The sequence below is a fragment of the Rhodococcus sp. Leaf233 genome, assembly GCF_001426165.1.
In the GTDB taxonomy this organism is placed as follows: domain Bacteria; phylum Actinomycetota; class Actinomycetes; order Mycobacteriales; family Mycobacteriaceae; genus Rhodococcoides; species Rhodococcoides fascians.
This window is the reverse complement of record NZ_LMRO01000009.1, coordinates 736,251-760,195: the sequence shown is the minus strand read 5'-3', so window position 1 is coordinate 760,195 and position 23,945 is coordinate 736,251. Positions and strand designations below refer to the sequence as shown.

At 64.9% G+C, this 23,945-nt stretch carries 22 protein-coding genes, 1 tRNA gene and 1 pseudogene; 16 read left to right on the top strand and 8 right to left on the bottom strand.

Annotation, left to right across the window (positions count from 1 at the left end; translation table 11 throughout):
* Positions 1 to 70: 70 nt before the first annotated feature.
* Both ASH04_RS14325 and ASH04_RS14320 read right to left on the bottom strand, forming a co-directional pair.
* Positions 71 to 715 carry a ScbR family autoregulator-binding transcription factor gene (locus ASH04_RS14325; protein WP_027496103.1) on the bottom strand — a complete coding sequence of 215 codons (645 nt, stop codon included), beginning with the start codon at positions 713 to 715 and terminating at the stop codon, positions 71 to 73.
* Between the two features lie 189 nt (positions 716 to 904).
* A complete protein-coding gene (locus ASH04_RS14320) occupies positions 905 to 1,543 on the bottom strand; it encodes a TetR/AcrR family transcriptional regulator (protein ID WP_032364106.1) in 639 nt (212 codons plus the stop codon).
* A 253-nt stretch (positions 1,544 to 1,796) separates the two neighbouring features.
* Between ASH04_RS14320 and ASH04_RS14315 the strand changes: the two genes are divergently transcribed.
* The 9 genes from ASH04_RS14315 to ASH04_RS14275 all read left to right on the top strand — a co-directional run bounded on the left by ASH04_RS14315 (position 1,797) and on the right by ASH04_RS14275 (position 10,308).
* Positions 1,797 to 1,867, top strand: a tRNA-Gln gene (locus ASH04_RS14315).
* A 53-nt stretch (positions 1,868 to 1,920) separates the two neighbouring features.
* Positions 1,921 to 3,393, top strand: a complete 1,473-nt coding sequence (gene glmU, locus ASH04_RS14310) for a bifunctional UDP-N-acetylglucosamine diphosphorylase/glucosamine-1-phosphate N-acetyltransferase GlmU (RefSeq protein WP_027496101.1) — start codon at positions 1,921 to 1,923, stop codon at positions 3,391 to 3,393.
* Positions 3,390 to 4,373, top strand: coding sequence for a ribose-phosphate diphosphokinase (locus ASH04_RS14305; protein WP_027496100.1), 984 nt, complete (start codon positions 3,390 to 3,392; stop codon positions 4,371 to 4,373). Before glmU ends, ASH04_RS14305 begins: the two co-directional genes overlap by 4 nt.
* Before the next feature lie 148 nt (positions 4,374 to 4,521).
* Positions 4,522 to 5,163 carry a hypothetical protein gene (locus ASH04_RS14300; protein ID WP_027496099.1) on the top strand — a complete coding sequence of 214 codons (642 nt, stop codon included), beginning with the start codon at positions 4,522 to 4,524 and terminating at the stop codon, positions 5,161 to 5,163.
* Positions 5,164 to 5,181: 18 nt separating this feature from the next.
* Positions 5,182 to 6,381 (top strand): sensor histidine kinase, encoded by a 1,200-nt coding sequence (locus tag ASH04_RS14295; protein WP_057473766.1) that lies wholly within the window; start codon positions 5,182 to 5,184, stop codon positions 6,379 to 6,381.
* Positions 6,378 to 7,037: a response regulator gene (locus tag ASH04_RS14290; protein WP_032364108.1), complete on the top strand. Its 660-nt coding sequence runs from the start codon at positions 6,378 to 6,380 to the stop codon at positions 7,035 to 7,037. Before ASH04_RS14295 ends, ASH04_RS14290 begins: the two co-directional genes overlap by 4 nt.
* Before the next feature lie 81 nt (positions 7,038 to 7,118).
* Complete coding sequence (locus ASH04_RS14285) at positions 7,119 to 7,874, top strand: ABC transporter ATP-binding protein (protein ID WP_027496096.1); 756 nt, start codon at positions 7,119 to 7,121, stop codon at positions 7,872 to 7,874.
* On the top strand, positions 7,871 to 9,253 hold the full coding sequence (locus tag ASH04_RS14280) for an ABC transporter permease (protein WP_057473765.1): 1,383 nt from the start codon (positions 7,871 to 7,873) through the stop codon (positions 9,251 to 9,253). Before ASH04_RS14285 ends, ASH04_RS14280 begins: the two co-directional genes overlap by 4 nt.
* 197 nt (positions 9,254 to 9,450) lie before the next feature.
* The gene (locus ASH04_RS14275; protein WP_057473764.1) at positions 9,451 to 10,308 is read left to right on the top strand and encodes a DUF559 domain-containing protein; all 858 of its coding nucleotides are present in this window, start codon (positions 9,451 to 9,453) and stop codon (positions 10,306 to 10,308) included.
* 107 nt (positions 10,309 to 10,415) lie between these two features.
* Here the strand turns inward: ASH04_RS14275 and egtD are convergent, their stop codons facing one another.
* From egtD to egtA, 4 genes are read right to left on the bottom strand one after another with little or no spacing between them, the layout of a single operon-like run.
* Positions 10,416 to 11,381 (bottom strand): L-histidine N(alpha)-methyltransferase, encoded by a 966-nt coding sequence (gene egtD, locus ASH04_RS14270; RefSeq protein ID WP_057473763.1) that lies wholly within the window; start codon positions 11,379 to 11,381, stop codon positions 10,416 to 10,418.
* 9 nt (positions 11,382 to 11,390) lie between these two features.
* Complete coding sequence (egtC, locus tag ASH04_RS14265) at positions 11,391 to 12,131, bottom strand: ergothioneine biosynthesis protein EgtC (protein ID WP_032364113.1); 741 nt, start codon at positions 12,129 to 12,131, stop codon at positions 11,391 to 11,393.
* A complete protein-coding gene (gene egtB, locus ASH04_RS14260) occupies positions 12,132 to 13,436 on the bottom strand; it encodes an ergothioneine biosynthesis protein EgtB (RefSeq protein ID WP_200937323.1) in 1,305 nt (434 codons plus the stop codon).
* The gene (gene egtA, locus ASH04_RS14255; protein ID WP_057473761.1) at positions 13,433 to 14,674 is read right to left on the bottom strand and encodes an ergothioneine biosynthesis glutamate--cysteine ligase EgtA; all 1,242 of its coding nucleotides are present in this window, start codon (positions 14,672 to 14,674) and stop codon (positions 13,433 to 13,435) included. Before egtA ends, egtB begins: the two co-directional genes overlap by 4 nt.
* Before the next feature lie 143 nt (positions 14,675 to 14,817).
* Here egtA and ASH04_RS14250 point away from each other — a divergent pair, with 143 nt between their 5' ends.
* Positions 14,818 to 15,987 carry an aminotransferase class V-fold PLP-dependent enzyme gene (locus ASH04_RS14250; protein ID WP_057473969.1) on the top strand — a complete coding sequence of 390 codons (1,170 nt, stop codon included), beginning with the start codon at positions 14,818 to 14,820 and terminating at the stop codon, positions 15,985 to 15,987.
* 48 nt (positions 15,988 to 16,035) lie between these two features.
* Here the strand turns inward: ASH04_RS14250 and ASH04_RS26170 are convergent.
* Positions 16,036 to 16,863, bottom strand: a pseudogene (locus ASH04_RS26170) (DMT family transporter); the annotation flags it as partial.
* 74 nt (positions 16,864 to 16,937) lie between these two features.
* On the opposite strand from ASH04_RS26170, the gene ASH04_RS14245 reads away from it, so the two are divergent.
* The 3 genes from ASH04_RS14245 to pth all read left to right on the top strand — a co-directional run bounded on the left by ASH04_RS14245 (position 16,938) and on the right by pth (position 19,070).
* Positions 16,938 to 17,534: a TetR/AcrR family transcriptional regulator gene (locus ASH04_RS14245; protein ID WP_032385662.1), complete on the top strand. Its 597-nt coding sequence runs from the start codon at positions 16,938 to 16,940 to the stop codon at positions 17,532 to 17,534.
* 198 nt (positions 17,535 to 17,732) lie between these two features.
* Positions 17,733 to 18,395, top strand: coding sequence for a 50S ribosomal protein L25/general stress protein Ctc (locus tag ASH04_RS14240; RefSeq protein WP_027496086.1), 663 nt, complete (start codon positions 17,733 to 17,735; stop codon positions 18,393 to 18,395).
* An 81-nt stretch (positions 18,396 to 18,476) separates the two neighbouring features.
* On the top strand, positions 18,477 to 19,070 hold the full coding sequence (gene pth, locus ASH04_RS14235; protein ID WP_027496085.1) for an aminoacyl-tRNA hydrolase: 594 nt from the start codon (positions 18,477 to 18,479) through the stop codon (positions 19,068 to 19,070).
* Here pth and ASH04_RS14230 read toward each other — a convergent pair whose 3' ends face one another.
* A complete protein-coding gene (locus ASH04_RS14230) occupies positions 19,071 to 20,705 on the bottom strand; it encodes a fatty acyl-AMP ligase (protein ID WP_027496084.1) in 1,635 nt (544 codons plus the stop codon).
* Positions 20,706 to 20,834: 129 nt separating this feature from the next.
* On the opposite strand from ASH04_RS14230, the gene ASH04_RS14225 reads away from it, so the two are divergent.
* The 3 genes from ASH04_RS14225 (at position 20,835) to ASH04_RS14215 (ending at position 23,939) form a co-directional block, all read left to right on the top strand.
* Positions 20,835 to 22,517 carry a peptide chain release factor 3 gene (locus tag ASH04_RS14225; protein WP_057473760.1) on the top strand — a complete coding sequence of 561 codons (1,683 nt, stop codon included), beginning with the start codon at positions 20,835 to 20,837 and terminating at the stop codon, positions 22,515 to 22,517.
* 9 nt (positions 22,518 to 22,526) lie between these two features.
* Positions 22,527 to 23,180 (top strand): nicotinamide riboside transporter PnuC, encoded by a 654-nt coding sequence (gene pnuC, locus ASH04_RS14220; RefSeq protein WP_032371214.1) that lies wholly within the window; start codon positions 22,527 to 22,529, stop codon positions 23,178 to 23,180.
* 147 nt (positions 23,181 to 23,327) lie between these two features.
* On the top strand, positions 23,328 to 23,939 hold the full coding sequence (locus ASH04_RS14215) for a hypothetical protein (protein WP_027496081.1): 612 nt from the start codon (positions 23,328 to 23,330) through the stop codon (positions 23,937 to 23,939).
* Positions 23,940 to 23,945: the final 6 nt, after the last annotated feature.

Sequence of the window (23,945 nt, the reverse complement as noted above, 5' to 3'; positions counted from 1 at the left end):
ATGCCGTCGAACCAGGACCGAGCCCGAGAATCAGGGCCTCGAAATCGGAGCCTGGAACTGGGGGCCCGAACTACGGACCGAAGCGAATGACGCGACGGGCCGCGAATTCGCGGAAGTAGTCCAACTTGTTCGTCGGCACCAGCGCGGGGAGCAGGTAGTACCAGAGTCGCTCCATGCGCGAGGGCAGTTCCTCGGTGGTGGAGGTGGCGACGGCGACCATGTGAACGCCGGTGAGGATTTCGAGCACGAGCGAACCGATGGTGCTCGGATCCGAACTGGGGTCGATGTCACCCTGTGCGATGGCCTTGGCGGCGAGCTTGTCGAACGCGACGCTCCAGCCGGCCATGACGTTGCCCTCGGTGCCGCGGTAATCACCGATCTGATGGCTCAGACGCAGCATCGCCGACACCATCGGGTCGGTGACGGAGAGGTCGACGACGATGTAGGAGATACCGATCGCAGCTTCCAGAGCCGGAATGCGCCCGTCGTTGAACTGCATGCAAGCCGTGCTCAGACGCGCATTGCCCTCGTCGATGACGGCACGTGCGAGTTCTTCCTTCGAGCCGAAATGGAAGTACAACGCGCCCTTGGTGACCTGGGACTGAGAGATGATTTCACTGAGGCTTGCGTTCGCGTACCCGAGGCGCAGGAAGACATTCGCTGCGCCTGCAAGCACGGTGTCGCGAGTGATCTCAGCGCGAGCCTGCCTGACCATAGGATCCGCCTCTGCGATTGAACTTCCACTGCGCAAATTACGCCCGAACGGTACCACTGAGCAGCTTTACGTTTTGACGCCAACATGCATCGGTTTGGATGACAATCGCCCCTGATGTGTTGCGGCCCTCCCGCCCGACAAAGGGGACGATACCCCCTTTTTTCCTCGGTGAGAGCCGAAACAGAGTTGTCATTCCTCGGTCAGTCGAGGGTCCGCCTCCAGATTCGTCAGCCCGTTCCAGCACAGGTTCACCACGTGGGCCGCAACCACTTCCTTGGGCGGCGTTCGCACGTCGAGCCACCACTGGGCCGTCATCGACACCATGCCGACCAACGCCTGCGCATACATCGGCGCGAATTCCGGATCCAGACCGCGTCGCGAGAAATCCCCCGCGAGCATGTGCCCGACGCGTCCCACAGCCTCGTTGAGGAGAGACGAGTACTTGCCGTCCTCGGCCGATGCCGGCGAATCACGGACCAGAATGCGGAATCCGTCGGTGCGCTCCTCGATGTACGTCAGCAGGGCGAGCGCGACTCGTTCGACCCGAATACGCGACCGGTTGAGTTCGAGTGAACTGGTGATCATGCCCAGCAGCGTCGACATCTCGCGATCCACGATGACGGCATAGAGGCCTTCCTTGCCCCCGAAGTGTTCGTAGACCACCGGTTTGGACACGTTCGCGCGTCCGGCGATCTCCTCCACCGACGCCGCCTCGTACCCACGCTCGGCGAACAGCGTGCGCCCCACCTCGATCAACTGCTCGCGTCTCTGTGTCCCCGTCATGCGGACACGAGGTGTGCGTTCCTGCTCGGAGGCTGCGCCTGTCATCGAAAACCGCTTCCGTCACCGACCGTGGGCAATCTGGACGTCGAATCGACGCCTACTACAGACTAACGATGCCCGATCCATCCGATTTATCCGTCGCAGGGGCCGCGCCGGAACGACGCAAGTGGTCTGTTATGCGTCGCGGTTCGACTCACCGCCACCTCTCATGCGAGGATCGGTGCGCTCAGTGGGAGCGCAGCGGCTAACGAAGGCGTCGTTCGATTCGTCGGCCACTGCTGCCACCGCTGGTCGATTATCCGCCGTGGTGTAATGGCAGCACCTCTGATTTTGGTTCAGATAGTTCAGGTTCGAGTCCTGGCGGCGGAGCGAGCAAGACCATTCGTGCATGCCCGTTTCGCGTCATCGCCCCGAGGAGCTCAATGCCTGTGCAGACCGCCGTGGTCGTTCTCGCTGCGGGTGCAGGTACCCGAATGCGGTCCAAGACTCCGAAAGTTCTGCATCCCCTGGCCGGCCGCACCATGCTCGCCCATGCGCTGCACGCCGCCGCCGATCTTGGCCCGGACCACCTGGTCACCGTCGTCGGCCACGATCGCGAACGGGTGAGCGCCGCAGTTCACGATTTGGCCGCCACGTTCGGCCGCACCATCCACACCGCAGTGCAGGACCGACAGCTCGGTACCGGGCACGCCGTCCAGTGCGGCCTTGCGGCGCTACCGGACGACTTCGAGGGCACCGTCCTCGTCACTGCCGCCGACGTCCCGCTGCTCGACGGCCATACCCTCAAAGCTCTGCTCGACGAGCACCTGAGCGCTCCCCGCCCGGCGGCGGCGACGGTACTGACCTTCCTCCCCGAGGATGCCAACGGCTACGGCCGCATCGTGCGTACGAACGACGGCGAGGTGGCCGAGATCGTCGAACATGCCGACGCCACCCCCGCTCAGGTCCTCATCGGTGAGGTCAACTCCGGCGTCTACGCATTCGACGCGGTCGCTCTGCGCACGGCATTGGGCAAGCTCAGCACCGCCAATGCGCAGCACGAGCTGTACCTGACCGACGTCGTCAAGATCAGCAAGGCCGACGGCAAGGCCGTCTACGGCACCCAGCTCGCCGATCCGGACCTGGTGGTGGGCGTCAACGATCGCGTTCAGCTGGCGCACGTCACGTCCGTGCTCAACCGCCACATCATCGAACGGCACATGCGCGCAGGCGTGACCGTCGTCGATCCCGCGACCACCTGGATCGACATCGACGTCACCCTCGGCGCGGACGTACGCATCGAACCCGGCGTCCAACTACACGGCAAGACGCACATCGCCGACGACGCGGTCGTCGGTCCCGACTCGACACTGCGGGACGTCGAGATCGGCGAGCGCGCGTCGGTCGTCCGCACCCACGCCGAGCAGGCCGTCATCGGACCGGATGCGACAGTCGGGCCGTTCACCTACCTGCGCCCCGGGACCGTCCTCGGCACGGGCGGCAAGCTCGGTGCCTACGTGGAGACGAAGAACGCGACGATCGGCAACCACACCAAGGTCCCGCACCTCACCTACGTCGGCGACGCCACGATCGGGGAGCACAGCAACATCGGCTGCTCCAACGTCTTCGCCAACTACGACGGCGTCAACAAGAGCCGCACGGAAATCGGATCCCACGTACGCACAGGATCCGACTCGACGTTCGTCGCCCCTGTGCACGTGGGCGACGGCGCTTACACCGGTGCAGGAACAGTGGTTCGGGACGATGTTCCTCCCGGCGCACTGGCCGTGTCCGGTGGCAAGCAACGCAATATCGAAGGCTGGGTCGTTCACAACAGGCCCGGAACCGAAGCTGCACAGGCAGCGGCGCGCGCAGATCGTGCTCGGCAAGAACTAAAGGACGGCGAAAAGCAGTGACCACCCCTAATTGGATCGACAACCAGAAGAACCTCATGTTGTTCTCTGGCCGAGCACATCCGGAGTTGGCCGAGCAGGTCGCCAAGGAACTCGGAATCGACGTCACCCCGCAGACGGCACGTGACTTCGCCAACGGCGAGATCTTCGTGCGCTTCGAGGAGTCGGTCCGCGGATCGGACGCATTCGTTCTGCAGTCGCACCCGTTCCCGCTGAACACCTGGCTGATGGAACAGCTCATCATGATCGACGCACTCAAGCGTGGATCCGCCAAGCGCATCACCGCGATCCTCCCGTTCTACCCGTACGCACGCCAGGACAAGAAGCACCGCGGCCGCGAGCCGATCTCCGCTCGCCTCGTCGCCGATCTGCTCAAGACCGCCGGTGCCGACCGCATCATCACCGTCGATCTGCACACCGACCAGATCCAGGGCTTCTTCGACGGCCCCGTCGACCACATGCATGCACACAGCCAGCTCGCCGATCACATCCGCGGCAAGTACAGCCTCGAACACATCACCGTCGTATCCCCCGACTCCGGCCGCGTGCGCGTCGCCGAGAAGTGGGCCGACTCGTTCGGCGGCGCACCGCTCGCCTTCATCCACAAGACGCGTGATCCCCTGGTGCCCAACCAGGTCAAGTCCAACCGCGTCGTCGGCGAGGTCGAAGGCCGCACCTGCATCCTCATCGACGACATGATCGACACCGGCGGCACCATCGCAGGCGCAGTCAAGGTACTCAAAGAAGCCGGAGCGGGTGACGTCGTCATCGCCGCAACCCACGGCGTGCTGTCCAACCCGGCCGCCGAGCGCCTCGCCAACTGCGGTGCCAAGGAAGTCGTCGTCACCAATACCCTGCCGATCAGCGACGAGAAGCGCTTCGACACGCTGACCGAACTCTCGATCGCACCGCTGCTCGCCCGCACCATCCGCGAGGTGTTCGAAAACGGTTCGGTCACCAGCCTTTTCAACGGCAGCGCGTAACAGTAGGTCTGTTTCGCTCGATCCGAAACCCGCTCCGCCCGCTCCCCACCTGCACTGCATGAACTACGTCACGCCCGTGGCCGGAATATGCAGCTCGCGAGACGGGGGCGTGCGGGGCGGGTTTTGTTGTCACCTAAGATGACTCGTCGTGATCGACGCACATTCTCTCAACGCCCCGGCCGGAACTACTACCGTCAGAATCGCTCGATGGACGCCGGGCGGGTGCGTCTGGTGCGGCAGCACCGACAGCGTCGAAACCTTCCGTAACGAGCCGCGGTGCGGCCTGTGCCGAGAGAAGGAAGCCGTCATCGACGAGGCGAAGCACTTCATCGGCATGTACGGCCTGCGGCCTCTCGGTGGCACGCTCGCGTCCGACGACGAGGAGGAGCGCGAGTACCGCGTCACCGCCCGCGATGCGCGTGAGGTGCTCAACCGCATTCGACTCGAGAAGCTCCCCGACCCGGCCGCGGTCCGCAAAGCGTTGCGGCCCAGAGCCGCTGCTGCAGTGAACGCAGCGGCGTCTTCTTCGGCGACGACGTCGGGGTCCGCTCCGGCGAAAGCACCCACCAAGAAGTCGCAGGCCGGTGTCACCGGGATCGACGCGATCGAACTGCAGTCGCGGGTGGAGAAGTTGCTGACTCAGCTCACCTCGGTGGACGAACAGATCAGCGCACTGGACGGCGCGCAGGGCCTACCGGCACGCGCCCGTATGAAGGACCTCGAGAAGCAGCGGACGACCGTTCTGACGACGCTGGCCGCCCTCGAGAAGGCGCGTCGCCGCACCAACTGATGCACGTAGTCTGATCGAGTGCTGCGCAAGCTTTCGATCTCACGGCAGGTACTCGACGCCGCGTACGCGGTCGTGTTCGTCCTGCTGCTGCTGGCGTCCACCGTGAACGGAGTCGCCGGTACCGCAGGTGTGGGCGTTCTGGTCGGGTTCGGCGTTGCACTGGCCATCCGACGCCGATCACCACGATGGTCCTTGGCGCTCGCCTGGGTGCTGGCCGTCGTGCAGATGGTCACCGGAGTGCTGCCGCTGTCCGCGGACACTGCGATCTTCGCGATTCTGTATTGCACGGCCGCGTACGGCGACAACGTGGTTCGACGCCTCGGGCTCGCGTCCGCCGTCGGCGGCGGAGTGATCGCAGCGGTGTATCTGGCCTACGTGGACGGAAATCCGTTCGGCCCACCCACGGAAGAGGGCTTTCAGGAACCCCGGCTCCTACAGTTCGCTTTCCTCCTCGCGGGCCTGTGGGCGATACTCGGGTTGTCCTGGGCCTTGGGTCGCTTGGCTTACGCGCGGCGCACATCGATCGAATCCGCGCACGCCCGTGAGCTCGCGGAGGTTCATCAGGCCCGCGCCGAGCACGAGGTGGCAATCGAGCAGGAGCGCAACCGAATTGCCCGCGACATGCACGACATCGTCGCGCATTCGCTGGCCGTGGTGATCGCACAGGCCGACGGCGCGCGGTACGTACGCGCTGTCGATCCCGCCGCGGTGGACACCGCACTGACCACCATCTCCGATACCGCTCGCGCCGCGCTGTCCGATGTACGGGTACTGCTCGGCCAGCTGCGACACAGTCAAGGCGACCTTCCGAACCCTACGTCTGAGGATCTGGATCGACTGCTCGCCTCGATGCGGGCCACCGGTCTGCAGATCGACGCCACCATCGACACCACCGGCTCGTCGTTGGGGGCCGGAGCGCACCTGGCGCTGTACCGCATCGCACAGGAATCGTTGACCAATGCGCTGCGCCACGGCGACCCGGACGAGCCGGTGTCCGTCACCATCGAATCCGATTCTGCCGGCGTCGAACTGACGGTCCGCAACAGTGTCCATCCCGGCCGTTCGGTCACCGAATCCTCCGGCCACGGTGTCGCCGGCATGAAGGAGCGTGCCGGCCTCTCGGGCGGTACGTGCATCGCGTCCGGTGACGACTCGTCGTGGACCGTCACTGCGTGGCTTCCTGCCGCGTCCGAAGCCAGCAAGGGAAAAGTGTCATGAGCGAGCGCATCAGAGTGGCCCTGGTGGACGACCAGCAACTGTTCCGGGCGGGCATTCGTATGCTCATCTCCTCCCAGTCCGACCTCGAGTTCGTCGGGGAAGCCGGGAACGGCGTCGAGGCCGTTGCGCTCGCTGCGTCCGCAACGCCGGACGTGATGCTCATGGACGTACGGATGCCGGTGCTCGACGGTATCGCCGCCACCGAGCAGATCCTGGCCGCATCCGAGCACCCGCCCCGGATTCTGGTCTTGACGACGTTCGATCTCGACGAGAGCGCTGCACGTGCAATCCGTTCCGGTGCAAGCGGATTCGTCCTCAAGGACGCCGACCCGGAGTTCCTCCTCGCGGCGATCCGCACGGTGCACGCGGGCAACTCGGTCATTGCCGCGTCGGCGACGACCGGCCTGCTCGCGCACTTCACCCCGACTCCCGCTGTACCGAAGGCACCGGCCGAATTCGCCACTCTCACGGCGCGGGAGAAGGAGCTGTTCAGGCTCACCGCACGAGGGTTGAGTAACTCCGAGATCGCCGAGCTGGAGTATCTCAGCGAAGCCACCGTGAAGACACACATCAGCCGCATCTTCGCCAAACTCCACCTGCGTGATCGGGTGCAGTTGGTGGTCTACGCCTTCGAGCACGGACTGACTGGAGACTGACACCGAAGTCATCCTGCAGATGTACGACGCGAAGACTCGCGCCTGATTACTTCGGTCCTGCGAATTCATAGCGTTGGTGCCATGACGATCACAGCAGGCCCTGTTGCACGGGCAATCCAAGTCAGCAAGCATTTCGGCGACTCGTCCAACCCGGTGAGCGCGCTCGACAACGTCTCTCTCGACATTCACGGCGGCAGGTTCACCGCCATCATGGGGCCATCGGGTTCCGGCAAGTCCACCCTCATGCATGTCATGGCAGGGTTGGACACCCCCAGTTCCGGGCAGCTCATGCTGGCCGGAGCCGACATCACGTCGGCGGGCGACGACGCTCTGACGACGTTGCGCCGCAAGCAGGTCGGCTTCATCTTCCAGTCGTTCAATCTCGTTCCGACGCTCGACGTCAGGGGCAACATTCTGCTGCCGTTCGAGCTGGACGGCCGCGCGCCCACCGCTGAGGAGTCGGCCTGGATCGAGCAACTCATCGACACCCTGGGGTTGCAGAGCCGCGTCGGGCACCGGCCCCATCAGCTCTCGGGTGGGCAGCAGCAACGCGTCGCGATCGCTCGAGCTCTGGGTACTCGGCCGCAGCTGATCTTCGCCGACGAGCCCACCGGAAACCTCGATTCCCGCACCGGGCGTGAGGTTCTCGGCCTCCTCGCTGCGGCGGTACATCAGTACGGTCAATCCATCGTGATGGTCACCCACGATCCAGTCGCGGCCAGTTACGCCGATCGCATCGTCTTCCTCGCCGACGGCCGCATCGTCGACGAACTGGGACGTTCGACGCCGGAACAGATCTCGAACTACATGCTGGGAATGGAAGGTGTTCTCCGATGAGCGTGTCCACATCTGCTCGGGCGTCTCGGGAACACGGTGCGAGCATTCTGGTGACGGCGCTCGCGTCGTTCTTCGGCGTCGTGCTGATCCAGGCCACTGCGTTTCTGGTCGACATCTTCGACGACGGCAGCGACAGCACCGGAATCGTGGCGTTGTACTGCGTAGCCCTGGTGTTCATCGGCCTTGCCCTGTATGTCGCGGCTGTCGTCACCTCCAACACGTTCGCGACGATCGTGGCCGGCCGCACCCGCACCATCGCGCTGCTCCGCCTACTGGGTGCCCGGGCTCGCGATCTGCGTCGATCGGTCGCCCGGGAAGGCTTCCTCGTCGGGTTGTTCGGTGGCGCAGTCGGTCTGGTGCTCGGTGTCGGTGTCAGTCACCTGGCCCGCGCCGTCGCGGTATCGGCCCGCCAATTGCCGGACGTGCAGTACACGTCCGTACAACCGCTCGTGGTCCTTCCCGTCGTCACCGTGGTTCTGACGACGACGCTGGCGTCGTACGTCGGATCACGGAAAGTTCTGGACGTCACTCCGATTCAGGCGACCGGCGGTGCCGTCGACACCGGGATCGAGACCCCACGGTCGAGGCGGGTACGGACGGTGTTGTCGATCGTGCTCATCGCGGGCGGTGTCGTGCTGCTCGGCCTCGGTGTGCTGATCGGGATGGTCAACCCCGGCGGAGTACTGGTCGCGTTCTTCGGCGGTGTGGCATCGTTCACCGGCATCATGGTGGGTGCGTACCGCATTCTGCCCGGCGTGCTCCGACTCGTCGGAAAGATGGCGGGCCGCGGGCCGGCCGCACGATTGGCGTCCGCCAACGCAATTCGCTATCCGGATCGCAGCACCCGCACCGCAGTGGGCCTGCTCATCGGGGTGACCTTGGTGGTCACCTTCGCAGTCGCGATGTACAGCTATCGATCGATGCTCGTCGACGAGTACGACGAGGAGACCATCGGTCAAGTGCTGACGGTAACCGTCGGAATCATGACCGGCCTCATCGGTTTCTCCGCCGTCATCGCCGCGGTCGGCATGGTGAACAACCTGCTGCTGAGCATTCTGCAACGTACCCGGGAAATCGGTCTGTTGCGCGCACTCGGATTCACCCGCAAGCAGATTCGTTCCATGATCGTCTCGGAGAGCACCCAGATGGTGGTCGCGTCGATGGGCTTCGGGCTGATCCTCGGAATCGGATACGGTTGGGCCGCAGCACAATCGCTGCTGGGTTCGCTGAGCGGCGGCGGCGTGTCTGCTCCGACACTCCCCTGGGCCGTCATCGCAGGCACGGTACTGTGCGGCGGGCTTCTGGCGCTCGGAGCATCGTTGGCACCGGCGCGGCGGGCGAACAAGATCTCGCCGGTACTCGCGTTGGCGGACACCTGACCTCGAGGCTTCCGGGTTGGCTACCAGGGGCATGGTTGCGCACTACCGACGCCGATCGACGGAAATCCGTCGATCGGCGACCGTAGCGTGCAACCGTGCCCGCTCCGCCGGGCAGTCCTGTGGATAACGTCGTCGAGTTATCCACAATTGCGAGATTGCCACTGTTGCGCGGGCCCGTCAGCCGCAACGGTGTAGCAATGGGGGTTTACACAGTGCAGCAATTGCTCGCACAAGGAATCAGCACGAGCACGATTTCGAGGCGGTCGCGGTCGGGTGAGCTGGTGCGACTGCTGCCGAAGGTCTACGCGACGGAGAAGCCGGACTATTTCGGACTGTGCCTCGGGGCCACCCTGTGGAGACCGGACGCCGCACTGAGTCACGAAAGTGCGGCATGGTTATGGGGACTGATCCAATACGAACCGCGTCTGGTCGACGTCACTGTCGGCCCGACCGGCCAGTCGAGGTCGGTGCCCTGGATCCGAGTTCATCGCCGAGTTCTCGGCGACACCACCACGCGACGCGGCATGCGAGTGGTGTCCCTGGAGCAAACGTTCGTCGATGTCGCGACCTGCTTGTCGACGCCCGATCTCGAGAAGTTCTTCGACAACGCCATAGACAATCACGTGCCGTGGCGTCGGGTCGCTGAACTGTGTGACACGGCAAAAGGCATGGACGGGATGGCTGCAGTGCGCAAGCAGCTTCGAACCTGTTGCCCGAGAACTCTGTCGGAGCCGGAACGGGTGGTGGCGCGGGCATTGAAAGCTCGCCACTTCACAATGGAGATCAATGCGCGCGTAGGTAGGTTCTACGGCGACCTGGTCGACTTTTCCGCACGAGTCATCGTCGAGATCGACGGACGAGAGTTCCACACCGATCCCGCGACGTTCAACAACGATCGTCGACGCCAGAACGAGTTGGTGCTCGACGGATGGTTGGTGCTGCGATACTCGGCGGCCACAGCGCTTGCCGAACTCGATCGCGTCGTGGACGAAATCATCACGGTGGTGCGTCGTCGCCGGAAGTCGGTTGCAGCAACGGGACGTCGACTCCCGTGAATACGCGGCATCGACGGGCAGGGTTGCCCACTACCGACGCCGATCGACGGAATTCCGTCGATCGGCGAACATAGTGTGCAGTGGTGCCCGCAATGCCAGCGGTCCGTTCAGACCCTTCCGGCCAGGATCAGAGCGAAGCGCGAATCTGCGTCGGACCACAGATGGAGGACGTCGAAGCCCGCCATCTTCAGTTCACCGGCAATGCCGTCCGGCCGGAACTTCGCGGAGATCTCGGTACGTAGATCTTCTCCGGACTCGAAGTGCACGTGCAGGTCGAGATCGTGCAAACACACCTCCTGCGCAGCTGTGGCCCGCAGGCGCATCTCGATCCACTCGTGCTCGGCGTTCCACAGTGCCACGTGCTCGAAGGCCTCGGGGTCGAAGTCCGCGCCGAGCCGAGAGTTCAGGACCGACAACACGTTTCGGTTGAACTCCGCTGTCACCCCGGCCGCGTCGTCGTAGGCGGGAACGAGCACGTCCGGATCGATCACCAAGCCCACCCCGAGCAGCAGAAACTCGCCGGGGTCGAGTGCGTCCGCTACGGCCGCAAGGAATTCCTCGCGCTCCTGCGGGATGAGGTTCCCCAGAGTGCCGCCGAGGAAGGCGATGGTGCGGCCGGTTCCGGAGGGAAGATTGTGCAGGGTATCGGTGAAATCGCTGACGATGCCGTGCAGTTCCAGCGTCGGGAACTCCTTCGAGATCTGCTCGATAGCACCCTCCAAGGCGGTACTGGACACATCCTGAGGCACATACGTTGTCAGCGAACCGTGTTCGATTCCGGCAGACAACAGCAGCTTGGTCTTCTCCGACGAACCCGAGCCCAGCTCGATCAACATCGACGATTCGGTGGCCCGGGCGATGTCGAGTGCATGCTCCTCGATCAGCGCGCGCTCGGTGCGGGTCGGGTAGTACTCCGGCAGCACCGTGATCTGCTCGAACAGCTCACTGCCGACGGCATCGTAGAAGTACTTGGGCGAGAGCCACTTCGGGTCGGCCGTCAAGCCCTCCCGCACGTCCTTGCGCAATTCGTCCAGCAGCGTCGTATCGGTCAGATGTACGTCCACCGTGCTCATGACTCTCCTTCATTCTTCCAGGGTCGAAACGGTGACACCGGTCGCTGTCGCGACGACGATGCTGCGGTCGTCGATAGAGATCCATTCGGGATCGTCGTCGACGGGTTCGGAGGCGATCGTGACCGAATCCTCGGTCTGCAGTACCGACAGCGAATGATGCACCGCCGTGGCATACATGGACGTGCCGTCCGAGAGCAGAAAATTCAGGCGCGCCTTGGGCGACCTGGCCAGAACCTCTCGAACCAGCATGCGCAATGCCGACTCGGGATCGTGTGTGCGCAACAGGTTTCGCAGCACGATCCACAATCCGGCGGCGTCGGTAGGGGCCGGCAGCATCAACGCATCGGTCGGCGGAATCTCCGACCACAGCTCCGCCAACGATTCCGGCCAACCGAACACGACGCCGTTGTGGCTGAATGCCCATCGCTCGTCGGTGAACGGGGCACAGGCACTGCGTTCGACCGGCATTCCCACGGTGGCCGATCGGACCGCCGCGATCACCGACGTCGACTGCAGTTGCGGCAGAGCATCGTCGATCGCAGGGTCGGTCCAGATGGGCATCGGATTGCGATAGCTGCGTACGGTGTCGTCGCCGTCCCACCAGGCAACGCCGAACCCGTCGGCGTTGATGGTGCCGCCGCCCCGCATGTCGGTGGGCGCGAACGATTGTGTGCGCAGGGAGTTCTCGCCCCGGGTCAGCAGTGACCCGACCGAGGTAGTTGCTCCGAGGTACCCGAGATGACGGCACATTCAGTGCGACTCGACGTCGCGGGCCAACCGGAACCCACTGAAGATCTGCCGACGAATCGGGTGGTCCCAGTTTCGGAACGTCCCGCGGCAGGCCACCTCGTCGGTGCCGAAAGAGCCGCCACGCAACACCTTGTAATCGCCGCGCAGAAACACCTCCGAGTACTCGGCATACGGGAATGCCTCGAATCCCGGGTACGCCTCGAAACCCGAGGACGTCCACTCCCACACGTCACCGATGAGCTGATGGACCCCGGCCGAGGACACACCCTGCGGATACGCCCCCACATCGGCCGGTTCGAGATGTCGCTGATTCAGATTGGCATGTGCTGCAGTGGGTTCGGCGTCTCCCCAGGGATAGGCGCGGGAGGTGTTCGACGCCGCGTCGTACCGCGCGGCCTTCTCCCATTCCGCTTCCGTCGGTAGCCGCTTGCCTGCCCAGCGCGCGTAGGCGTCGGCCTCGAACCAGCACACGTGCACGACGGGTTGCAGCGGACGCACCGGCCTGCGCACCCCGAAGCTCCGACGCCACCAGGTGCCGTCGGAATCGGACTCCCAGAACTGCGGGGCGGTGAGCTGCGCGTCGACGCGGTGCGCCCACCCCTTCTCCGTCCACAACTCGGGGCGCTCGTAGCCACCGTCGGCGATGAAGTTCATGTACTGCGCGTTGGTGATCGGGGCCCGGTCGATGGCGAAGGTCGGCACGTGCACGGCGTGCGCAGGCCGCTCGTTGTCCAGAGCCCACGGGTCGAGTGACGTTCCCATCGAGAACGGCCCACCGGCAATGATGGCTTCCCCCGCCACCGGCATCGTGGACGTCGGCGGTGTGGGAGAAGTGAGAACGGCTGGGCCGGAACGTAACTGGTGGGTTGCGAGCATGGTTTCGTCGTGCTGCTGCTCGTGCTGGGCGATCATTCCGAACGCGAACCCGTGCTTCTCGACCGGCCGACCCTCGAACGTGCTGTGCTCCAACACGTCCCAGGCCTTGTCCCGCACGGTATGCACGTAGGCGCGCGCTTCCTCGGGCGTCAGGAGCGGCAGGGACGTTCGCGACGAACGCGAGTGCTTGAACGCGTCGTACAACTCGTCGATGTCCGGCCGCACCGGATCGCGGCCACCGACGTCGCGCACGAGCCAGAGTTCTTCCTGACTGCCGATGTGTGCCAGGTCCCAGATCAGCGGGCTCATCAACGGCGAATGCTGAGCCATCAGTTCGGTTTCGTCCACGCACTCGGTGAGCGCGGCACTGCGGGACCGGCTCCGAGTCAGCACGGTCTCGATCCTGGTCCTGAGTTCTTCGGCGCTCACACCGATTCCTTTCGGCTCTGCGATGTCGGCGACACCGCATCGAATTCGTGGGGCGAAATACCGGCGCGACATCTCCGAGATGCCGCACGCAACTGCTGGGAGAACTCTCCTCCGGCCGATGATGCGAGATCGAGCAGTTCGCTTGCGGCCCTGCGCAGCTCGCCATCGGCCAGACCTGCCCGGGCCGCATCGAGCCACCGACCAGCTGTGCCTGCACCGAGTTCGGTGGCCTGGGAAACCAGACCGGGAGTGGACAACAGCGCCTCGAACGCGGCGGCCGGTATCACCCACTGCCCGTCGGGTTGCGCGTCGAGGTAACGGATTTCGAGGTGCCCGCAGGCTCGGACATGCGGGAACAGTGTCGTCAGGTGGTAATCGAGATCGGCGTAGGTTGCGGGGCGACCGACAACGCTCGGATCGTCGAGCCACTGCGCAAAAGTGATGCCGGACGGCGCTACCCAGTTCTGGGTGGTTCCCCGAATACAGAGGAGCGGAACGTCGAGTGCCCACCGCGCGTAATCGGCGATCGGATCGCCCGTGTTCGGTACTGTGGTCCGGCTGGAATCGAGTTCGAGCCAGGTCCGCATTCGCTGCGATGCCCACGCACCAGTCGGTGCCCCGGCGAGTTCGGGAGAGCGCGCGAACGCGGCGACGAAGGCCGGGCCGATGGCGTGCAGCATCTGCCATCGCGAAGTGACCTCCGCCCGATCACGTCCGGCGTCGACACTGACCTGGGTGGCGGCGGTGTTGCACATCATCAGCTTGCCGAAAGGCCCGATGGTGGTGAAACGGTTTTCCATCGCGCAGTAGCGCGGTAAGACCAGTAGTCGTTCGGGATCTCGCACGGCGTCGGCGGGAACTGCGCTGATGGAGATGCCGTCGCGACCGAGCATGTCGTGCAACAGTCGGGCATCGGCGTCGAGCAGCGGTTCGAGCTGGGAAACGGAAATAGAAGGCGAACTGGACAATTCGACTTGGCCGCCCGGTTCGACGGTGACGATACTTCCGCCCGGCAACGTCAGGGCGGGTGACTCGGGAGCGATACTGCGCGGGGAGTGATCACCGAGCGCAGCGGCCAGAGCTGACAGGGAGGGCCGCGAACCGTCGTCGAGGGCCGTGAGCCATTCGAGTTCGGCACCGATGAGCGACGGTGGCCCCAGCTTGAAACACACCTTCGACACGTATGCCTCGATGGCTGGGCGCGTGCTCAGCTCGAGGGACTTCTCGTTGGAGGACACATTTCCTTCTTTCCCACTCACCGCGATCCGACTACGCAATGTACCCAGCTGCCAGGATCGAAAACGCCGAGATCCCGCGTCGTATCGAGGCTACCGATTGTGGAACCCTGATGCCCGAGAGTTCGCTACCGGAAGGACTATCGATGCTCGATCACGACCGCATTCGCCGCGACACCCCTGGTGCGTCGGGCCGGGTATTTCTCGACAGCGCCGGCTCCTCGCTGCCGCCCACCGTCGTCGTCGACACCGCGATAGCCCATCTGCGCCGCGAGGCGGAGATCGGCGGGTACCGGGCCGCGAGCGAACGCCTCGACGATCTCGCGGCCGTCAAGGCATCGATCGGAACCCTGATCGGGGCACCGGCGTCGACCATCGCTCTGAGCGATTCCGCCACTCGTGCGTGGACCGACTTCTTCTACTCGGTGCCGTTGTCGGCCGGGGATCGAATCCTGCTGTGCGAGGCCGAATACGCCAGCAACGCCATTTCCGCGCTGCACCGCGCCGAGGTCTCCGGGGCCACGGTCGAGGTGATTCCGAGCGACGCGTCGGGGTGCATCGACATCGACGCACTCGAGCAGATGCTCGACGACCGGGTCAAGGTGGTGTCGGTCGTGCATGCGCCCACCAACGGAGGCTTGATCAACCCGGCCCGCGCAGTGGCCGATCTCGCCCATCGACACGGTGCCCTCGTTCTGCTCGACGCGTGTCAGTCCATCGGCCAGCTGCGGGTGGACGTGGACGAACTCGGCGTCGACGCCCTGTCGGCCACCGGACGCAAGTGGCTACGTGGGCCCCGAGGTACCGGGTTCCTGTACCTGCGTCCGGAATTGGCTGCAAGCTTGCATCCACCGGCTCTCGATCTGCACAGCGCGCAGTGGGAAGACACGTCGACCTACCGAATGGCCGACGACGCAACACGTTTCGAGTTCTGGGAATGCGACGTCGCAGCCCGCCTCGCCCTCGGCGCGGCCGTCGACTATCTACTCGAACTGGGCATCGACGACGTCGCGGACGCCATCTCCGAGCGCGCCGAGTACCTACGTGCCGGAATGCGACGCATTCCCGGGGTCACCGTCCACGATCTCGGTGACCGCAAGAGCGGCATCGTCTCGTTCACCGTGGACGGTGAGGAGCCGGTGGCCGTCCGCGACCGACTTGCCGACCGAAACGTGACGGTCACGGTGAGCCATCGCGGTTCCACTCGACTGGACATGACAGGCCGGGGGCTCGACGCCGTCGTCCGTGCATCCCCGCACTACTTCGTCACCTTCGCCGAACTGGACACGATGCTCGCTGTGCTCGCCGGTGCGTGAGCGTGCCCTGCGGTCCGGATGTGCGCTGAGGTAGGCGGCGACCCCGATCCCCGAGACTGCGAGGCCCGCGATACCGAACCAGGTGATCGCGTCGCCGAACATCACGAAAGCCCAGAGCATCGTCGTCGGCGGTGTCAGGTAGAGCAGCACGCTGGCACGAGTCGGTCCACTGCGGCGTACGACGAACAGGTACGCGCCGTAAGCGCCGAAGGTCGACAGCACCACCGTCCACGCCACCGCAGCCCAGAAACCCGTCGTCATGGGCGGTACCGCGTCGCCGGCAAGTGCACTCCACGTCATGAAACCGACTGCGCTGATGCCACATTGGATGGCCATGGCCAGCGCGATGGGTTCTTTCGGATCCAGTAGCCGTTGCCCGATCGTCCCGGCCGACAGCGCCAGCATGCCCGCGGCAGGAAGCAGGTAGACGGGCCAGGCGAGATCGGCACCGGACAGGTCACCGACGACGACGAGCGTCACTCCGGCGATGCCGACGACGAGGCCGAGGATTCCTCTCGATCCGACGCGTTCGCCGAAGATCCTGCTCGAGGCCAGCGCGACCACCAACGGCTGCAAAGCAGCGATCAGGGCGGCGACGCCCGGAGGGACGCCCATGCCGATGCCGGTGATGGTGGCACCGAGGTAGAGGAACTGACAGAAGAGGCCGAGGACTGCGTGGATACGCAGCGCGTGCCACGTCGGGGTGAGTCGTCGCCATCTGCACCACGCGACGAGGAGCACGACTGCCACCAGGTATCTCCATGCCAGCAGCGTGTGGGCCGGAGCTTCGGCGGTGCCGAATTCTGCTCCGATGAAGCCCGAACTCCACAGAATCACCAGAGCCGTACCGGCGAGAACATCGATGCGTGAGGTCATGAGAGCGATGTAAACATACAGGTCTGTATACTCGCAGTGCACCCCACTCCGACCAGCGCTTTCGAAAGGTCGTCATGCACGACAAGCCACTGACCCCCGCAGCGGAACGAATTCTCGCCGTCGCGAGCGAGCTCTTCTACGACCGCGGAATCCGCGCCGTCGGCGTCGACCTGATCGCCGAGGAAGCCGGCACGACCAAGAAGACCCTGTACGACCGCTTCGGCTCCAAGGACGGCCTGGTGCAGCGCTATCTGAAGCGGCGATACGACCTCTGGTGTGCGCACGTGACGCAGTACGTCGACTCCCTCGACCAGGGTGAGCAGCGTGTACTCGGGGTCTACGACGCACTCGACCTGTGGATGCGCGACAACCATCGCGGCTGCGGATTCGTCAACGCATTCGCCGAGTTCGGCGGCACCGACAGCCCGGTGTTGGCCATCATCGAGTCGGAGAAGGCGTGGACGCGATCGCTGTTCGCACGCCTGGCCGCCGATGCCGGATACCCCGATTCAGAAGAACTCGGGACTCGATTGTCACTGCTGCACGAAGGTGCGGTGGTCATGGGAACCGCAGGCGGTCGGGACGACGCCATCGCCGTCGCCCGGTCGGTGGCCGCCGAGTTGCTCGCTGCGCTCGCAGTGGCGCGGGTAAGTGCCCCAGCAGGCACATAACCGAGCCACTGCGGAGCATCGTGTATTGTCTTCCAGGTTGTCTCGGCGAGGGTAGATCCGGCTCATCAGGATCCACCGTTATCGACGCGGCTCGGCCCCGTTGGCCGCGCTCGTTCGTGTCCGCCCCGACGAGTTTGACAGCCCGACGAAGTACGCCGCACGAACCACAGATCACAGTTATCAGGAGCATGTAGCACCATGGCATCGAAGGTAAACAACCTCACCGCACAGGTCCGCACCGAATTCGGCAAGGGTGCCGCACGCCGCGCTCGACGCGACGGCCTCGTTCCCGCCGTTCTGTACGGACACGCAACCGACCCCCAGCACCTGGCACTCGACGCCCGCGCATTCGCTGCCGTGCTGCGTAACGACGGCACCAACGCTGTGCTCACCCTCGACATCGCCGGCAAGTCGCAGCTGGCACTGACCAAGTCGATCGTCGTGCACCCGATCCGTCGCAGCATCGAGCACGCAGACCTCCTCGTGCTGAACAAGGGCGAGCGCGTCACCGTCGAGGTCAACATCATCGTCGAGGGCGACGCCGCACCGGGCACCCTCGTCACCACCGACTCGACCGCCGTCGAGATCGAGGCCGACGCGCTCGAGATCCCGGAGAACTTCGTCGTCTCCGTCGAGGGTGCCGAGATCGGCACGCAGATCACCGCGGCAGACCTGGATCTGCCGTCCGATGTCACCCTCATCTCCGACGGCGAGACCCTCCTGGTCAACGTCGTCGAGGCACCGTCCGAGGAAGACCTCGAGGCCGACGGCGAAGGCACCGAGCCGATCTCCGAGACCGGCGAGGCCGAGACTCAGGAAGAAGCAGCTTCCGAGGACGAAGACAGCTCCGACGAGAGCTGATCCTCTCCCCTGCATCTCGAGCGGCGCGCTGTTCTCCTTCGGGAGACGGCGCGCCGTTCGTTTCGGACCATCGATGGAAGAATGACGCCCGTGAGCACCGAAAACGGCCCCGCCCTGATAGTCGGGCTCGGCAACCCCGGTCCGCAGTACGACAAGACTCGGCACAACGTGGGCTTCATGGTCGCCGATGCACTCGCCGGGCGCGTCGGCTCGTCGTTCTCGTCGCACAAGAAGTCCAATTCCGACATCGTGCAGGCCCGGCTCGACGGCCGTTCGGTCGTCGTCGCGAAGCCGCGAACGTTCATGAACCTCTCGGGCCAGCCGGTGGCGGCACTGGCTCGGTTCTTCTCCGTCGACCCCGCGAACATCGTGGTGGTGCACGACGAACTGGACATCGACTTCGGCGCACTGCGACTCAAGCTCGGCGGCGGTGAGGGCGGGCACAACGGTCTGCGCTCGATTTCTCAGCACCTCGGCACCAAGGACTACCTGCGGGTCCGCGTGGGCGTCGGACGGCCGCCGGGACGGATGGACCCGGCGTCGTTCGTGCTCAAGCCCTTCTCGACGCCCGAACGCAAGGACCTCGGCGTCGTGATCGAAGAAGCCGCCGACGCCGCCGAGCTACTGCTGAAGGTCGGTCTCGAGGCCGCCCAGAATCGGGTGCACCCGCGCTGATCAGTTCAGCAGCGACACCGAATTGGCCCGTCGCAGTTTGCCGCTCGACGTCTTCGGGATGCTGCCCGGCCCCAGGACTGCCACCGTGCGCGGGCGCACTCCTACCTCCGAATGCACCGCGTGGATCACTTCACGCTCGATGCGCTTGACCTCGTCGGGGTTGTCGATATCGTTCGTTTCGACTGCAACAGCGAAGCTTTCGCGTTTGTCGCCGGCGTCGAGGCGGATCGCGACGGCGTTACCGGGCCGAACTCCCGCGACGGTGCCCGCGGCTCGTTCGATGTCGGTGGGATAGATGTTGCGGCCGCCCATGATGATGACGTCCTTGACCCGGCCGCAGACGACCACCAGTTCGTCCTCGGTGATGTAGCCGACGTCGCCGGTATCGAGCCAGCCGTCGGCGTCCTGTGTCGGCACGGGGCCGTCGACGGTGATGTATCCGGGCGTGACGGCCTTGCCGCGGACCTCGATGATGCCGACACCGCGCGCGGTGAGCACCTGCCCTTCCTTGTCCACGACGCGGCCCTCGAGCCCGGGAACGAACTTTCCGAGAGTGGCCAGAGATCGGGTGTTGCCGCGGGTGGACGGGACTGCGCGGCCGAGCGTTTCGAGTAGATCCGCGTCGACGACGTCGATCACCTGCCCTTGACCGGGGTCCGGAATCGACACGGCGAGAGTCGTTTCCGCCATTCCGTACACGGGCGCGAGGGCCGCGGGATCGAGTTTGTACGGCGCACCCGCTTCTGCCAACGCGATCATCGTGTCGGGGTCGACGGGTTCGGCACCGTTCCACGCATAACGCAGTGTGGACAGATCCAGATCCAGATCGTCCTCCGCCTGACGCAGCCGACGGGCCAGCAGTGAATACGCGAAATTGGGTGCAGCAGTGACTGTTCCGCGGTACTTGTCGATGAGCTTGGCCCACAACAGCGGCGAGCGCAGGAAGTCCAACGGAGTGATGCTCACGACCTCGGCACCCACCTGCATCGGTACCGACAGGAAGCCCACCATGCCCATGTCGTGGAAGAGCGGCAACCAACTGACCATGACGTCGGAATTCACGTCGAACTCGATGCGATCGATCATCGCGTACGCATTGACGTAGAAGTTCTCGTGCGTGATGCGCACGGCCTTGGGCGACCCGGTGGAGCCGGACGTGAGCTGCTGCAGCGCGATGTCGGTCTCGGCCGTCGGCACCGGATCGATGTCGCGACCGGACTTCATGTCGTCGATCTTCAGCACGGTGATGCCGCGCTCGACGAGCACCGGCGCGGCGATGTCGAACGGAGCTCCCAGAATCACCGCCTTCGCGTCGATCATCCGGACGACGGTTTCGGTGTCCTCGCCCCAGACGGCCAGATCGGTCCGCGGGGTGGGCTGATGCAACATCGTCACCGACGCTCCGCGCATCCACGTGGCCTGGCAGGCAGGTGCGATGTCGACGGGCTGGCCGGCGAGAATACCGATCGCGTCGCCGTGTTCGACCCCCGCGTCGGCCAACGCGCCCGCCATCCGCCGCGCCTGCTCGTGGATCTCACCCCACGACTGGCGCAACGCCGCCTCGGGCTCGCCGGTGACCAAACCACGTTTGCTGCTGCTTGCGGTCTCGAACATCTCGTCGGTGAACTTGCTCAACGCGTCATCTCCTCGTTCGACGGTCCTTCCGCGTCCCTCACCCTAAGCAATCCCGCGATGACCGGTGACCGTTACCGGCCGCGTATCCTTGACCTTTGCCGTTGCCGTGACTACGAGATAGAGGCCTTCGTGAGTACCCCGCCCAGTTCCCCCGACGTCGATGCAGCACTCGACGGGTCAGGACCGAACTCCGGCCCCGCTCGACACTCGGCCAGGGAACTCGATTTCGAGGTGGCGAGGCGTCGAACATTTGCGGTGATCTCGCACCCCGATGCCGGTAAGTCGACGCTCACCGAGGCCCTCGCCCTGCACGCGCGCGTCATCTCCGAGGCCGGTGCCATTCACGGCAAGGCCGGCCGTCGCTCCACCGTCTCGGACTGGATGGAGATGGAGAAGGCGCGCGGCATTTCGGTGAGTTCGACTGCGCTGCAGTTCAATTACCAGACCTCCCCCGACGCCGAGGTCACCAACGTGATCAACCTCGTCGACACCCCCGGCCACGCCGATTTCTCCGAGGACACCTACCGCGTCCTGACGGCGGTCGACGCGGCCGTCATGCTCATCGACGCCGCGAAGGGCCTCGAGCCGCAGACCCTCAAGCTGTTCCAGGTGTGCCGCCAGTTCGGCATCCCGGTCATCACCGTCATCAACAAGTGGGACCGCCCGGGTCAGTCCCCGCTCGAACTGCTCGACGAGATCGAGTCACGCATCGGCCTGACGCCGACGCCTCTGTACTGGCCCGTCGGCATCGCGGGTGACTTCCGTGGCCTGCTCGATGTGCAGGACGGCAGTTACATCCGCTTCACCCGAACTGCGGGTGGTGCCACGATCGCGCCCGAGGAATTCATGACGGCCGAGGCCGCCGCGCAGCGTGAGGGCATCGACTGGGACACCGCCGTCGAGGAGAGCGATCTGCTGATCTCGAGCGGCCAGCATCACGACCAGGAGATGTTCCTCGCCGGCCAGACGTCACCGGTGATCTTCGGCTCGGCGATGCTGAACTTCGGCGTGCGCCAGATCCTCGACACCCTGGTGGCGCTGGCCCCCGCACCCGGGCCCCGGGCCGACGTCTCCGACGGGGTGCGCGCGGTGACCGATCCCTTCAGCGCCGTCGTGTTCAAGGTGCAGGCCGGCATGGACACCGCACACCGAGACCGCCTGGCCTTCATGCGCGTCGTTTCGGGCGTGTTCGAGCGCGGCATGGTCGTCACGCACGCACAGACCAAGAAGCCGTTCACCACCAAGTACGCGCTCACCGTCTTCGGGCGTGACCGGACAACGGTCGAGAACGCCTACCCCGGCGACATCGTCGGTCTGGTCAACGCCACCGCGCTCGCGCCCGGCCACACGTTGTACACCGACAAGAAGGTCGAGTTCCCACCGATTCCGTCGTTCGCACCCGAGCACTTCTCGGCACTGCGCGTCGACAGCGCCGACAAGTACAAGAAGTTCCGCCGAGCCGTCGAACAACTCGACTCCGAAGGCGTGGTTCAGGTGCTGCGCAACGACATTCGCGGCGACGCCTCCCCGGTTCTCGCGGCCGTCGGCCCGATGCAGTTCGAGGTGGTCACCGCACGAATGAAGACCGAATTCGGCGTCGACGCTCGGATGGAACCGTTGGGTTACTCACTTGCTCGGCGCACCGACGCGGCGTCGGCCGTCGAATTGGGCCGCCAGCGGGGCGTCGAGATCTTCACCCGGACCGACGGTGCGCTGCTGGCTCTCGTCAGCGACAAGTGGCGACTGCAGTACATCCAGAAGGAGATGCCCGAGCTCACCCTCGAGCCCCTCGTCGCCGCAGGCGATCAGTAGCCTGTCGCGGTGCTGACAGATCTGCTCGACGCCGAATTCAGCGTGCTGGGCCACCCGGTGCTGTGGCGCGAGGTGATCGGGAACGGCTTCGGACTGCTCTCCGCGGTCGGCGGGATGCGTCGAGTCGTGTGGGCGTGGCCGGTGGGAATCATCGGAAACGCGCTGCTGTTCACCGTCTTCATGGGCGGGGTGTTCCACACTCCGCAGGCGTTGGATCTGTACGGACAAGCCGGACGGCAGCTGATGTTCATTGCCGTCAGCACCTACGGGCTGGCCCGGTGGATGCGCGGCTCGAAGAACTCGGGGGCCGCCGTCGTTCCACGCTGGGGCACTGCTCGTGAGCGACTGGTGATGATCACTGTCGCAGTCGTCGGAACGATCGTGTTCGCGCAGCTGTTCGGGTACCTCGGTTCCTACGGCAAGTGGGCCGATGCGTGGATCTTCACCGGCTCGATGCTGGCGACGTTCGGCATGGCCCGCGGGCTCACCGAATTCTGGCTCATCTGGATCGCGGTGGACATCGTGGGCGTCCCGCTGCTGGTGATCGCCGGTTTCTACCCGTCCGCTGTCCTCTACTTGGTATACGCCGGGTTTGTGACCTGGGGTTTCGTGGTGTGGTTCAGGATTCAGAACAAGCCTTTGGACCAAAAAATGGCGATCTAAACAATCGTGATGCTACTCTCAGGCGGTCCGAACAAACTTCGAGTACGTTTTGGCGTGCTCGACGCCGAGTTGGGCGTCATGTGAGTTCTCCGATCATGGCGTCTCGGCGCGGAACCACCCGAGAATCACGATGAAGTGGAAAACGACATGACTAAGGGAACGAACTACCCATTGGCCGGGATCAAGGTCGGTGGCGCTCCCGCGCATCGTTTGGCGACGCCGCCGAAGTCCGATTCCACTCCGTCCAACGGTGCCCGCACCGACAGTTCGGTAGCTGCACCCGCCGAGAAGGCGGCCGAAACCACCACCGATTTCCCGGCGGCAGTGGTCACGTCCACCGACACGGCATCCGCTCCACAGCCCGCAGCATCAGAGAAGCCCGCCACGGAATCGAACGAGGTTGAAGTGACCACCAGCGATCAGATCTCAGAACACGGCCTGCCCACCAACGGCCGTTCCACCGCTCACGCCTCCAGCGGCAGCACGTCGCCGTCTCTCGGCCGCGGCCAGGCACCCGACCGTCGTACCGCCATGGGCGTCGCCTCGGTTCGTATCGCGGGTCGGCTGACCCAGAACGAACTCGGCAGCCGCACCGGCGACATCCGCACCCCCGACACCTCCGTCGGCCCTGACGAGCTGCTTCAGCTCCTCGGCGAATACCTCGTCTCCGGCGGTCTGCAGAACCCGGAGATCCACGTGCGTTCCAACGGCCAGACCATCGTGCTGGACCTGCAGAATCCCGCCAAGGGTTACCGCTGACCCACT